This is a genomic window from Streptomyces sp. DSM 42067 (genome assembly GCF_055792885.1).
The window spans coordinates 5,707,277-5,720,247 of record NZ_CM147706.1 but is presented as its reverse complement, the minus strand read 5'-3'; the positions used below and the strand labels follow the sequence as shown (position 1 = coordinate 5,720,247).

The following is a 12,971-nucleotide window of genomic DNA, read 5'->3' as shown; positions in this document are numbered from 1 at the left end:
CCCTGAGAACCTGTGGAGCGGTCATGATCAAGGTCGTACGGGGCAATCCGACCCCGGAGGAGCTGGCCGCCGCACTGGCGGTGGTCAGGGCGCGCGCCGCGGCCGCGGGCGGCGGGCCGGCCGGCGCGCCCCCCGCACCGGACGCCTGGGCCGATCCGGCCCGGGTTGCGCACAGCCGCCTGCCCGCGCCGGGCCCGAAGTCGTGGGGCCGCACGTACTGGCCCGCGTAGAGCCGTGCCGCGCCGCAACCGTTGCGGCGCGGCCCCCGCTGCCCGGCCTCCGCCAAGTTGAGTACGCGTACTCAGGCGCCCCGGACCACCGTCGGCGGAGGATCGGCTTCATGCTGTGGTCCGATCCCGAGAACGAGCCGCCGGAGGAACTCCGCGACATGCAGCAGATGCTGCGGCGCGCGGGTTTCCTGCTGGCGGTGGCGATGGTGCTGTCCATGGTCGTGATCGGCCTCTGACAGCCGCGTGTCGCCCGGAGCGCCTCGTATGCCCGGGACCCGGCAACGACCCCGCAGCCGCTCGCTACGCTTGCCGCATGAGTGATCAGCGTCGCCGTCTCGTGCTCGCCTCCGCTTCCCCCGCCCGGCTCGGACTGCTGCGGCAGGCGGGGCTCAGCCCCGAGGTCATCGTCAGCGGGGTCGACGAGGACGCCGTGTCCGCACCGACCCCGGCCGAGCTGGCGCTCGCGCTCGCGGAGGCGAAGGCGTCCGTCGTCGCGGCACGACCGGACGTGATCATGAGCGGCGCCCTGGTCATCGGCTGCGACTCGGTGCTCGAGCTCGACGGCGAGGCCCTCGGCAAGCCCGCCGACGCGGAGGAGGCCACGGCCCGCTGGAAGTCGATGCGCGGCCGCGCGGGCACGCTCCAGACCGGCCACTGCGTGTACGACACGAAGACCGGCCGCTACGCCTCGGCGACCGCCTCCACGGTGGTCCGCTTCGGCGACCCCAGCGACGACGAGATCGCCGCATACGTCGCCTCCGGCGAACCGCTGTACGTCGCCGGCGCCTTCACGCTCGACGGCCGCTCGGCGCCGTTCATCGAGGGCATCGACGGCGACCACGGCAACGTCATCGGCCTCTCCCTGCCGCTGCTGCGCCGGCTGCTGGCCGAACTGGGCGTCGCCATCACGGAGCTGTGGGCCGACTAGCCCAGTCCTTCAGGCCGCTCACGCAGGCTGCGGCGCAGCACTCCCGGAGGGGCCGTTGCGCAACGCGCCGCCCCTGGGCGCGCCGCCCTCCGGCGACACGCCACCACCGCCCGGCGCCGCATCCTGCGACGACCGCGGACCCGCCGGTGCCGCGGGACGAGCGCCGTCCCCGGCCTGACCGTCGTACGCCATAAGGGTCAGCACGATCAGGCCGAGCACCAGCATCATGAAGGCGAAGGCGCCCCACCCGACGAGACCCACCACGAAGGCGCCCAGCACCGCGTGCACGACCGCGGCGCTGATCAGCAGGACACGACCGAATCCGGCGGGGGCGCGGCCCCGCAGGGCGGGGAGCAGCGCCGCGAGGCCGCAGAGGGCCAGGTAGAGGCCGAAGACGCCGCCCGCGATCCAGGCGGAGACCGACATCACGTGGGGGTCGAGTCCGGCCAGCGACATGTCCTGGCGGTCGACGACGTGGCCGAGGAACCAGTTCAGCAGCGCGACACCGCCCGCCTCCACGAAGAGCACGATCGCGGCAACCCAAGCCACCGTCCTGCGCGCCACGGCGCCCACCCCTCTTCCAGCCGCTGTTACCGCTAGTACGCCAATGGGTCCACACGATACTGGGGGTACCCCCTGCTCCTTAAGAGCTTGGGGGAGGGTAAAGCCCGGGACAAGAGCCCATCAAGGAGCAAAGATTCATTGGGCCATTCGTAGGGACTCCACAAAGAATCGCGATTCGTCGCGGCACGCTCTCACAGAGACCTTGACCACACAGGAGGGCTAGGGTGCCGTGAAGGAGTCCTGCGTACCGCGGTGCGACATGGGGTTTCGCGGGTTGGGCGCGCCTCGGATCACGCTCTGTGTGGGCAAGCTCACCACTGGGGACGGGTCGAAAGGCCGTGTCGGCAGTCCCTAAACTCGGCTTGTTTCAAGGAGGGAGCCATCGTGCGCAAGGTGCTCATCGCCAACCGTGGCGAAATCGCTGTCCGCGTTGCCCGGGCGTGCCGGGATGCGGGGATCGCGAGTGTGGCCGTATACGCGGATCCGGACCGGGATGCGGTACATGTCCGTGCGGCCGATGAAGCGTTCGCTCTGGGCGGTGACACCCCGGCGTCCAGTTATCTGGACATCGCCAAGGTGCTGCAGGCAGCAAAGGACTCCGGCGCGGACGCGATCCACCCCGGCTACGGCTTCCTCTCCGAGAACGCCGAGTTCGCCCAGGCGGTGCTGGACGCGGGTCTGATCTGGATCGGACCGCCGCCGCAGGCCATCCGCGACCTGGGCGACAAGGTCGCCGCCCGGCACATCGCGCAGCGCGCCGGCGCCCCGCTGGTCGCCGGCACCCCCGACCCGGTCTCCGGGGCGGACGAGGTCGTCGCCTTCGCCGAGGAGCACGGCCTGCCCATCGCGATCAAGGCCGCCTTCGGCGGCGGCGGGCGCGGCCTGAAGGTCGCCCGCACCCTCGAGGAAGTCCCCGAGCTGTACGACTCCGCCGTCCGCGAGGCGGTGGCCGCCTTCGGCCGCGGCGAGTGCTTCGTCGAGCGCTACCTGGACAAGCCGCGCCACGTCGAGACCCAGTGCCTGGCCGACCAGCACGGCAACGTGGTCGTGGTCTCCACGCGTGACTGCTCCCTGCAGCGCCGCCACCAGAAGCTCGTCGAGGAGGCCCCGGCGCCGTTCCTCACCGAGGAGCAGAACCGGCAGCTGTACACCGCCTCCAAGGCCATCCTCAAGGAGGCCGGCTACGTCGGCGCCGGCACCGTGGAGTTCCTCGTCGGCAACGACGGCACGATCTCCTTCCTGGAGGTCAACACCCGCCTGCAGGTCGAGCACCCGGTCACCGAGGAGGTCACCGGCATCGACCTGGTCCGCGAGATGTTCCGTATCGCCGACGGCGAGAAGCTCGGCTACGACGACCCGGCGGTGCGCGGTCACTCGTTCGAGTTCCGCATCAACGGCGAGGACCCGGGCCGTAACTTCCTGCCCGCCCCGGGCACCGTCACGACCTTCACGCCGCCCACCGGTCCCGGTGTCCGCCTGGACGCGGGTGTCGAGTCCGGCTCGGTCATCGGCCCGGCGTGGGACTCGCTCCTCGCCAAGCTGATCGTCACCGGCGCAACCCGGCAGCAGGCCCTGCAGCGTGCCGCCCGCGCACTGGCCGAGTTCCAGGTCGAGGGCATGGCCACCGCCATCCCGTTCCACCGCGCGGTGGTCACCGACCCGGCGTTCGGGCCCGAACTGACGGGATCCACCGACCCGTTCACGGTGCACACCCGCTGGATCGAGACCGAGTTCGTCAACGAGATCAAGCCCTTCGCAGCCCCCGCCGACGCGGACGCCGAGGACGAGTCGGGCCGCGAGACGGTCGTCGTCGAGGTCGGCGGCAAGCGGCTCGAGGTCTCCCTGCCGGCCTCGCTCGGCATGTCTCTGGCCCGTACGGGCCTCGCGGCCGGCGCGAAGCCGAAGCGGCGCGCGGCAAAGAAGTCCGGCCCGGTCGCCTCCGGTGACACGCTCGCGTCGCCGATGCAGGGCACGATCGTGAAGGTGGCTGTCGAGGAGGGCCAGGAGGTCAAGGAAGGCGACCTCGTCGTCGTCCTCGAGGCCATGAAGATGGAGCAGCCTCTCAACGCCCACCGCACCGGCACCATCAAGGGCCTGGCCGCCGAGGTCGGCGCGTCCATCACCTCCGGCGCGGTCATCTGCGAGATCAAGGACTGACGTCCCGCATCAGTACGCCGGCATCCGTACGCCTCCGGGCCCGCCGAACGCGAACCGTTCGGCGGGCCCGGCGCTTTTCCCGGCAGCGAACACGGGCGGTTTGCCTAGGGCACAGCCTGCGGTGGCATGCTGGTTGGGGCGGGCTGACGCAAAGAGAGGGCAGGTGGATGCCATGGCGGGCGCGAGGCCTCAGGGGCCTGGGACGACGGCTCCCCCGCGCCCTCTCCGGGCGGACGCGCGCCGCAACTACGAGCGCCTGCTGACAGAGGCCAGGTCGGTGTTCGCCGAACACGGCACCGACGCACCGCTGGAGGACATCGCGCGCCGCGCGGAGCTCGGCATCGGCACGCTGTACCGGCACTTCCCCAACCGGCACACGCTGGTGAGCGCGGTCTTCGAGGACGCGCTCTCCGACCTGCTGGCGCACTCGCGCGCACTGCTCGACGATCCGCAGCCGTGCTCCGCGCTCGTGACATGGCTCCGTGCGGTCATCACTCACGCCAGCGAGTACCGCGGAGTGTCGCGGGCGCTGATGTCGGCCTCCCGCGACGAGAGTTCGGCCCTCGCCCGCTGCAGCCGCCCCCTGCGCGAGGCCGGCAGCGCCTTGCTCGCACGCGCCCAGGAGGCAGGCGACGTACGACGCGACGTGTCGATCGCCGACCTGCTCCAACTGACGAACGCGATTGCCCTGGCGGCGGAGGAGACCCCCGACGATCCCCAACTCGCGGACCGCCTGCTGAATCTGACCCTACGAGGCCTGAAGCCCGCCCAAGTCCCCGCCGAGCGGTAGTCATGGCGTCTGCGTGTCACCCGTATCCGCACCGCATACGGACACAGCGGACACCGACGTGGGACTGCCGCCCCACCTGCCGATCCGGCTACCGCCGCCGGAGATCCGCCACCCGGGCCCGATCCCCGGCCCCGGCCGCCGCCTGCTCGCCGCCGAGGGCGCTCGCGCCGCGGAAGGCCGCACCCGGGCCGGCGCCCGGGAGCTGGTGCTGGCCGCGGCGCGGACCGGGCAGCGGACGGGGTTGCCGAGCCGCCGGAACGGCGTCGGCCCCCGGTGACGAGCCGGCCACCGCGATCTGCACTCCCTGGTCCGCCAGGGCCTGCAGCTCCGTGGCCGCACGGTCGTCGTGCGCGGGCGGCTCGTCCGTGACCAGACGGGTGATCACATCCGTGGGCACCGTCTGGAACATCGTGTCGGTGCCGAGTTTGGTGTGGTCGGCGAGCACGACGACCTCCACCGCCGCCTGCACGAGGGCACGGTCGACGCTGGCCGACAGCATGTTGGAGGTCGACAGGCCCCGTTCGGCGGTGAGCCCGCTGCCCGAGAGGAAGGCGCGCGAGACACGCAGCCCGTGGAGGGACTGCTCGGCACCGGACCCCACGAGGGCGTAGTTGGAGCCGCGCAGGGTGCCCCCGGTCATCACCACTTCGACACGGTTGGCGTGTGCCAGAGCCTGCGCCACCAGGAGTGAGTTGGTGACGACGGTCAGGCCGGGCACGCGCGCGAGCCGGCGGGCCAGCTCCTGCGTGGTCGTGCCCGCGCCGACGACGATGGCCTCGCCCTCTTCGACGAAGCTCGCGGCGAGGTCGGCGATGGCCGTCTTCTCGGCGGTCGCGAGATGTGATTTCTGCGGAAAGCCGGACTCTCGCGTGAACCCGCCCGGCAATACCGCACCGCCATGCCGGCGGTCGAGGAGTCCTTCTGCCTCCAGTGCGCGCACGTCCCGCCGTACGGTCACTTCGGAGGTCTGGACGACGCGGGCGAGCTCACGGAGGGAAACCGCCCCGTTGGCCCGCACCATTTCGAGGATCAATTGGCGACGTTCTGCAGCGAACACGAAACTGACAGTAACCCCAACGACCGTCTGCTTTCAGCAGTTTGCGCCGAATAACAGAAGTTGTTCGCACGACGGGATGGAAGGTGGTATACAGCCGGTCGCCGCCAGGGTGCCCGCGTCAGGCAGGCTCAGTCGACGGCGGTCAGACACGGTCGATCGACGTCGGTCGGGCGCACTCGATCGACGGCAATCGATGCCGATGGAACAGCAATCGGCCGCGCCCCACGCGCAGTTGGGGCGCGGCCGTCGTACAGGGAGTGGCCCGCGTCTCGCCGTCAGGCCTCGCCCGTGGCCTTCCGGGTGTGCAGCTGCCGTGCCACCTCGGCGATCGAGCCGGACAGGGACGGGTACACGGTGAAGGCGTTCGCGATCTGCTCGACCGTCAGATTGTTGTCGACGGCGATCGAAATGGGGTGGATCAGTTCCGAGGCGCGCGGCGATACGACCACACCGCCGACCACGATGCCCGTACCCGGGCGGCAGAAGATCTTGACGAAGCCGTCGCGGATGCCCTGCATCTTCGCGCGCGGGTTGCGCAGCAGCGGCAGCTTGACGACGCGGGCGTCGATCTTGCCGGCGTCGACGTCGGCCTGCGAGTAGCCGACGGTCGCGATCTCGGGGTCGGTGAAGACGTTCGCCGAGACGGTCTTGAGATTGAGCGGCGCGACGGCGTCGCCCAGGAAGTGGTACATCGCGATACGGCCCTGCATGGCGGCGACCGAGGCGAGCGCGAAAATGCCCGTCACGTCGCCCGCCGCGTACACGCCGGGGGCGCTGGTGCGCGAGACCCTGTCGGTCCAGATGTGGCCCGACTCCTTGAGCTTGATCCCGGCCTCCTCGAGGCCCATGCCGGAGGTGTTGGGGATCGCGCCGACCGCCATCAGGCAGTGACTACCGGTGATGACTCGGCCGTCGGAGAGCGTCACCTCGACGCGGTCGCCCACGCGCTTGGCGGACTGGGCGCGCGAGCGGGACATGACGTTCATGCCGCGGCGCCGGAACACGTCCTCCAGGACGGCCGCCGCGTCCGGGTCCTCACCCGGCAGCACGCGGTCGCGGCTGGAGACGAGCGTGACGCGGGAGCCGAGGGCCTGGTAGGCACCGGCGAACTCTGCGCCCGTGACACCGGAGCCGACCACGATGAGCTCCTCCGGGAGCTCCTCCAGGTCGTAGACCTGCGTCCAGTTCAGGATCCGCTCGCCGTCGGGCTGGGCGTCGGGCAGCTCGCGCGGGTGACCGCCCGTGGCTATCAGCACGGCGTCGGCGATGAGCGTCTCCTCCGTGCCGTCGGCGGCGCGCACGATCACCTTGCGGGAGCCGTCGATCGACTGCCCGCCGTCCAGACGGCCGCGGCCGCGCAGCACGCGCGCGCCCGCACGCGTGACGGACGCCGTGATGTCGTGGGACTGGGCGAGAGCGAGCCGCTTCACACGCCGGTTGACCTTGCCGAGGTCGACGCCCACCACGCGCGCGGGGGTGTCGATGTGGGGCGTGTCGTCGGCGACGATGATGCCCAGCTCCTCGTACGAGGAGTCGAAGGTCGTCATGACCTCGGCCGTGGCGATCAACGTCTTGGACGGTACGCAGTCGGTCAGCACCGACGCACCGCCCAGGCCGTCGCAGTCGACGACGGTCACCTCCGCGCCGAGCTGGGCGGCCACCAGGGCCGCCTCGTATCCGCCGGGTCCGCCACCGATGATCACGATCCGAGTCACGTACTCCATTGTCCCGCACCGTGTGGGCGACCTCGCCCCGGGGGCCGTCTTTGTGTGCCACGTGGGGGTTTATGGGGCATGACGTCCATCACGGGGCGCAAGGTGCCCGCTGCCGTACTCTCAGACCATGTCGCTCTACGCCGCCTACGCCGGCAACCTCGACGCGCGGCTCATGACCCGCCGCGCCCCGCATTCGCCGCTGCGTGCCACCGGCTGGCTCAACGGCTGGCGACTGACGTTCGGCGGGGAGCACCTGGGCTGGGAGGGCGCACTCGCGACCATCGTCGAGGCACCGCGTTCGCAGGTCTTCGTCGCGCTGTACGACATCGCGCCGATGGACGAGGACTCCATGGACCGGTGGGAAGGCGTGGGGCTCGACATATACCGGCGTATGCGGGTGCGGGTGCACACGCTGGACGGCGAGGAACCCGCCTGGGTGTACGTCCTCAACGGATACGAGGGCGGGCTGCCGTCCGCGCGCTATCTCGGGGAGATCGCGGACGCGGCGGAGTCGGCCGGGGCGCCCCACGACTACGTCATGGAGCTTCGTAAGCGGCCCTGCTGAGCCCGTCGGATCGGTTGACGCGTCGAGATCGGCCGGCCCCGGTGGAGCGTCGGCCCGGCGGAGGCGGCGTGGCCGAACTCCCCCGCCACCTGCCCGTTGGAAACGACACGGCAACGATCGCAGCTCCTTGCCACGCCCATCTACGCGCGTAGGGCTTAACGGGCTACGCTCATCGCGTGAACGCTTCTGTTACTCCGGACATCCAGGGCGACCCGCACGCCGCCGCCGACGCCGCCGCCGCGCGCCTCCGCGCGCTCACGGGCGCCGACAACCACGACGTCGCCCTTGTGATGGGCTCCGGCTGGGCGCCGGCCGTCGACGCGCTCGGGGAACCCGAGCACGAGCTGCCCGTCACCGATCTGCCCGGCTTTCCGCCGCCGGCCGTCGAGGGGCACGGCGGCACGATCCGTTCGTACCGGATCGGCGAGAAGCGGGCACTCGTCTTCCTCGGCCGTACCCACTTCTACGAGGGCCGCGGGGTCGCCTCCGTCGCTCACGGTGTGCGTACGGCCGTCGCCGCGGGCTGCAAGACGATCGTGCTGACGAACGGCTGCGGAGGACTGCGCGAGGGCATGCGGCCCGGGCAGCCGGTGCTGATCAGCGACCACATCAATCTGACGGCCGCGTCGCCGATCGTCGGCGCGAACTTCGTGGACCTGACGGATCTGTACTCGCCGCGGCTGCGGGCGCTCTGCAAGGAGATCGACCCGACGCTCGAGGAGGGCGTGTACGCCCAGTTCCCCGGGCCCCACTACGAGACGCCGGCCGAGATCCGGATGGCGCGCACGATCGGCGCGGACCTGGTGGGCATGTCCACCGTGCTCGAGGCGATCGCGGCACGCGAGGCGGGCGCCGAGGTTCTCGGCATCTCGCTGGTCACCAATCTGGCGGCGGGCATGACGGGTGAACCGCTCAACCATGAGGAGGTCCTCCAGGCGGGGCGCGACTCGGCGACTCGTATGGGGGCGTTGCTGGCGCAGGTCCTGGGGCGTATCTGACGGGTGCCGCTCTGCTGTGGCAGGCGTTCCTCCCCCAGCTACCGCTGGGGGTGCCCCCAGGAGGTGCCCCCAGGCGATGGGGTACCTCCCATGCCCTTAAGGCAATGAGGGAGGGTGGGCACAGCCCACGACGGCGGGTGCCCCTCAGACTGTGGTGGTCCAGCACCTCGTACACCGCCCGCGGCGCCCCGCACAACGGTTCCCCGTTTCGACACGGAGAGGCAACAGAGAACGTGCACGACGAACTCATCGCCCGGGCCCAGGCCTGGCTCGCCGAGGACCCGGACCCGGAAACCCGTGAGGAGCTCGCCGAGCTCATCGACGGCAAGGCCTTCGACGAGCTCGCCGCCCGCTTCAGCGGCACCCTTCAGTTCGGCACCGCGGGCCTGCGCGGCGAGCTGGGCGCGGGACCGATGCGTATGAACCGCTCCGTGGTCATCCGTGCGGCGGCGGGCCTCGCCGCGTACCTCAGGGCGAAGGGTCAGGGCGACGGCCTCGTGGTCATCGGCTACGACGCCCGCCACAAGTCCGCCGACTTCGCCCGCGACACGGCGGCCGTGATGACGGGCGCCGGGCTGCGCGCCGCCGTGCTGCCCAGGCCGCTCCCCACGCCGGTGCTGGCGTTCGCGATCCGGCACCTCGGCGCCGTCGCGGGCGTGGAGGTCACGGCCAGCCACAATCCGCCGCGCGACAACGGCTACAAGGTCTATCTCGGCGACGGTTCGCAGATCGTGCCCCCGGCCGACGGAGAGATCGCCGCCGAGATCGCCGCGGTGGGCGGCCTCGACGACGTGCCGCGGCCGGAGGGCGGCTGGGACGTGCTCGGGGACGAGGTGCTCGAGGCGTATCTCACCCGTACGGACGCCGTGCTGGCCCCCGGTTCGCCGAGGACCGCGCGCGTCGTCTACACGGCGATGCACGGCGTCGGCAAGGACACCCTGCTCGCCGCCTTCACACGCGCCGGGTTCCCCGAGCCCGTGCTCGTCGAGGAGCAGGCCGATCCCGATCCGGACTTCCCGACGGTCGCCTTCCCCAATCCGGAGGAGCCGGGGGCCATGGACCTCGCTTTCGCGAAGGCGCGCGAGGCCCGGCCCGACGTCGTCATCGCCAACGACCCGGACGCCGACCGCTGCGCCGTCGCGGTGCCCGAGCGCGACGGCGACGGGTGGCGCATGCTGCGCGGCGACGAGGTGGGCGCGCTGCTCGGCGCGCATCTCGTACGGCGCGGCGCACGCGGCACCTTCGCCGAGTCGATCGTGTCCTCGTCCCTGCTCGGCCGGATCGCCGATGCGGCCGGTCTGCCGTACGAGGAGACGCTGACCGGCTTCAAGTGGATCGCCCGCGTCGACGGCCTGCGGTACGGCTACGAGGAGGCGCTCGGCTACTGCGTCGACCCCGAGGGCGTACGCGACAAGGACGGCATCACGGCCGCCCTGCTCGTCGCCGAGCTGGCGTCCGAGGTGAAGGAGCAGGGGCGCACGCTGCTTGACCTGCTGGACGATCTCGCCGTCGAGCACGGGCTGCACGCGACCGACCAGCTGTCCGTGCGGGTCGAGGACCTGTCGGTGATCGCGGAGGCCATGCGCCGCCTGCGGGAGCAGCCGCCGACGCGGCTCGGCGGGCTGGCGGTGACGCGCACCGAGGATCTGACGCAGGGCACGGAGACGCGGCCGCCGACGGACGGGCTGCGGTACACGCTCGAGGGCGCCCGCGTCATCGTCCGGCCCAGCGGCACAGAGCCGAAGCTCAAGTGCTATCTGGAGGTCGTCGTGCCGGTGGGCTCCCGGAAGGACCTGAGCGCGGCGCGGGCGACAGCCGCGGAGCTGCTCGGCGCCGTCAGGAGGGATCTGTCGGCGGCCGCCGGCATCTGAATCAGACCTCAGGTTCAGACTCCAGGATCAGACCTCAGGTTCAGACCCCAGGATCAGACCTCAGGTTCAGACCTCGAGGTCCGAATCCCAAACCGAAGTCGCCCCGAAGTGTGATTAGCCACGGCAGTTGACGCAGCGTTCCTTCGCGCTGCCGGTCAACCGAGCAACGGTTGACCAGTAGCGCACGAACGAGCCCCTGGAGCTGCCGCAGTGTCCTCGACCGCTTCCCCGGTGCCGTCCGAAGCGATCGCCAAGTCTCCCGGCGGGATTCTTCCGGGCTCGCGGCATCGGCGGCCGGCACCGCCGTCCGCCGCCGGGCTCCGCGCCCGTCTGCGCCGCTCCCTGCGGCGCGCGGCCCCCGCGCTGCTCGCGTACGCCGGGGTCCGCGCCACGGGAATCGTCCTGCTGACCGTCTGGGCGCGCGCCTCGGGCCAGGAGGTCTGGCCGATGCTCGCCTCGGACTGGGACTCCGTCTGGTACCTGGGGATCGCCGACCACGGGTACGAGCGCGAGCTGGGCACCGAGTACGACGCGAACAACCTCGCATTCTTCCCGCTGTATCCCCTGCTGGTGAAGGGCGTCGCCGCGCTGACGCCCGGACCGCGCGCGAGCGTCGGCCTCATCATCGCCGTACTGTCCTCCTTCGTCGCCGCATGGGGGATCTTCGAGGTCGGCAACCGGCTGCACGGGAGCCGCGTCGGGGTGCTGCTGACGGTGGCGTGGGCGGCGCTGCCGGTCGGGCTCGTGCAGTGGATGGGCTATACGGAGTCCCTGTTCACGGCCTTCGTCGCCTGGTCGCTGTATGCGGTGCTCACCGGCCGCTGGGTGTGGGCGGGTTCGCTCGCGGCGCTGTCGGGGCTGACGCGGCCGACCGGTATCGCGCTCGCGGCCGCCGTCTCGCTGTCGGCCCTCTTCGCGCTCCGCCCTCGCTTCTCCGCACGCGTTCTCGCCGGTGCCGTCCTCGCACCGCTCGGCTGGCTCGCCTACGTCGGGTGGGTGGGCGTGCGCCTCGGCCGCTGGGACGGCTACTTCGCCGTCCAGGAGCTGTGGCACAACAAGTGGGACGGCGGTGTCGAGACGCTGCGCCGGCTGCGCCAGCTGTTCGTGTACGACTCGACGCCCGAGCTGTTCCTGGTCATGGTCTCGCTGACGCTGATCGGCGGCGTCGTGCTGTTCGCGCTGTCGGTGCGGGACCGGCAGCCGCTCCCGCTGCTGATCTTCACCGGTGTGCTGCTGGTGATCGTGCTCGGCAGCGGCGGCGTCTACTTCCCGCGCGCCCGCTTCCTGCTGCCGGGCTTCCCTCTGCTGCTGCCGCTCGCGCTCGCCGTCGCCCGCGCCAGCCCGCGCCGGGCGGCTGCGGCACTGGCCTGCGCGGTTCTCGGCTCGGCGTATTGCGGCGCGTACATGGCCCTGGTGTGGCCGAGCGCGCCGTAGGGGTGGCGGCTGAAAGGCACGGCGGGCATCACCCGACCGCCAGCAACACCACCAACAGAATCGCTCCCAGCACCGCGGGCCCCACGATCTCGTAGGCCCACCGCACCACAGGCCCGCCCTGCGCCCCCTCGGCCGAGGCCCGCTCCTCGGCGAGCTGGCGCAGGTCGTCCATCGCCTGGTCTCCGGAAGCGCGCACGGGACCGGACGGCAGCGGAGACGTGTGCCCCTGCGGGTCCGCCGCGGCAGCCTGCGTCTGGCGCCGCGCAGCCTTCTTGCGGGCGCGCAGCGAGACCGGGATGGCCCACAGCTGGTACTTGGTGCCGGACTGGTCGAAGACCTCGTTGGAGTAGCCCGCGCGCAGACGCGACACCGCCGCCCAGGGCAGCGTGATCGTACGGAACGGGTTCCGGATACGGAGGCGGTCGTCGTTCGCGTACACCGCCGGCCGCACCGTGAACGCGACGACCAGCGGCACCGCGAGCAGCAACCCCGCGAGTGCCAGCCAGCGCACCCGGGCCTCACCGTTGACCAGCGCGTCGATGCCCAGCCACGCGCCCAGAGCGAGCAGCATCACACCGCCCGCGATCCCGGCGGGGGACCGATAGACGCGTTCCTGGGACTGGGGCTTAGCCGCGGGAGACGGGGGCTCGGGGGTCGTCATG

The 12,971-nt window shown here is 71.5% G+C and carries 13 protein-coding genes; 9 read left to right on the top strand and 4 right to left on the bottom strand.

Features of this window, described 5'->3' with window-relative positions:
* Window positions 1–23 precede the first annotated feature (23 nt).
* The 3 genes from ACSMXV_RS26185 to ACSMXV_RS26175 all read left to right on the top strand — a co-directional run bounded on the left by ACSMXV_RS26185 (window position 24) and on the right by ACSMXV_RS26175 (window position 1,158).
* Complete coding sequence (locus ACSMXV_RS26185; RefSeq protein ID WP_181659963.1) at window positions 24–230, top strand: acyl-CoA carboxylase epsilon subunit; 207 nt, start codon at window positions 24–26, stop codon at window positions 228–230.
* Between the two features lie 110 nt (window positions 231–340).
* Window positions 341–466, top strand: a complete 126-nt coding sequence (gene mmpB, locus ACSMXV_RS26180) for a morphogenic membrane protein MmpB (RefSeq protein ID WP_258564295.1) — start codon at window positions 341–343, stop codon at window positions 464–466.
* Between the two features lie 77 nt (window positions 467–543).
* Window positions 544–1,158 carry a nucleoside triphosphate pyrophosphatase gene (locus tag ACSMXV_RS26175; protein ID WP_473173676.1) on the top strand — a complete coding sequence of 205 codons (615 nt, stop codon included), beginning with the start codon at window positions 544–546 and terminating at the stop codon, window positions 1,156–1,158.
* A gap of 18 nt (window positions 1,159–1,176) precedes the next feature.
* Here ACSMXV_RS26175 and ACSMXV_RS26170 read toward each other — a convergent pair whose 3' ends face one another.
* Entirely contained in the window at window positions 1,177–1,722 is a 546-nt protein-coding gene (locus tag ACSMXV_RS26170; protein WP_473173675.1) for a hypothetical protein, read from the bottom strand.
* A 384-nt stretch (window positions 1,723–2,106) separates the two neighbouring features.
* Between ACSMXV_RS26170 and ACSMXV_RS26165 the strand changes: the two genes are divergently transcribed.
* Together ACSMXV_RS26165 and ACSMXV_RS26160 are read left to right on the top strand one after the other, a co-directional pair.
* Complete coding sequence (locus tag ACSMXV_RS26165) at window positions 2,107–3,879, top strand: acetyl/propionyl/methylcrotonyl-CoA carboxylase subunit alpha (protein WP_473173674.1); 1,773 nt, start codon at window positions 2,107–2,109, stop codon at window positions 3,877–3,879.
* A gap of 172 nt (window positions 3,880–4,051) precedes the next feature.
* The gene (locus ACSMXV_RS26160; protein ID WP_473173673.1) at window positions 4,052–4,669 is read left to right on the top strand and encodes a TetR/AcrR family transcriptional regulator; all 618 of its coding nucleotides are present in this window, start codon (window positions 4,052–4,054) and stop codon (window positions 4,667–4,669) included.
* Window positions 4,670–4,757: 88 nt separating this feature from the next.
* On the opposite strand, the gene ACSMXV_RS26155 is transcribed toward ACSMXV_RS26160, so the two are convergent.
* Window positions 4,758–5,726, bottom strand: a complete 969-nt coding sequence (locus ACSMXV_RS26155; RefSeq protein ID WP_473173672.1) for a DeoR/GlpR family DNA-binding transcription regulator — start codon at window positions 5,724–5,726, stop codon at window positions 4,758–4,760.
* Between the two features lie 275 nt (window positions 5,727–6,001).
* Complete coding sequence (locus tag ACSMXV_RS26150; protein WP_181659959.1) at window positions 6,002–7,450, bottom strand: NAD(P)H-quinone dehydrogenase; 1,449 nt, start codon at window positions 7,448–7,450, stop codon at window positions 6,002–6,004.
* A gap of 118 nt (window positions 7,451–7,568) precedes the next feature.
* Here ACSMXV_RS26150 and ACSMXV_RS26145 point away from each other — a divergent pair, with 118 nt between their 5' ends.
* The 4 genes from ACSMXV_RS26145 (at window position 7,569) to ACSMXV_RS26130 (ending at window position 12,309) form a co-directional block, all read left to right on the top strand.
* Window positions 7,569–8,006, top strand: coding sequence for a gamma-glutamylcyclotransferase family protein (locus ACSMXV_RS26145; protein WP_473173671.1), 438 nt, complete (start codon window positions 7,569–7,571; stop codon window positions 8,004–8,006).
* A 176-nt stretch (window positions 8,007–8,182) separates the two neighbouring features.
* Complete coding sequence (locus ACSMXV_RS26140) at window positions 8,183–9,004, top strand: purine-nucleoside phosphorylase (protein ID WP_473173670.1); 822 nt, start codon at window positions 8,183–8,185, stop codon at window positions 9,002–9,004.
* A 233-nt stretch (window positions 9,005–9,237) separates the two neighbouring features.
* On the top strand, window positions 9,238–10,875 hold the full coding sequence (locus tag ACSMXV_RS26135) for a phospho-sugar mutase (RefSeq protein WP_473173669.1): 1,638 nt from the start codon (window positions 9,238–9,240) through the stop codon (window positions 10,873–10,875).
* Between the two features lie 210 nt (window positions 10,876–11,085).
* Window positions 11,086–12,309, top strand: a complete 1,224-nt coding sequence (locus tag ACSMXV_RS26130; RefSeq protein WP_473173668.1) for a hypothetical protein — start codon at window positions 11,086–11,088, stop codon at window positions 12,307–12,309.
* A 28-nt stretch (window positions 12,310–12,337) separates the two neighbouring features.
* Here ACSMXV_RS26130 and ACSMXV_RS26125 read toward each other — a convergent pair whose 3' ends face one another.
* Window positions 12,338–12,970 (bottom strand): PH domain-containing protein, encoded by a 633-nt coding sequence (locus tag ACSMXV_RS26125; protein ID WP_473173667.1) that lies wholly within the window; start codon window positions 12,968–12,970, stop codon window positions 12,338–12,340.
* Between the last annotated feature and the right edge of the window lies 1 nt (window position 12,971).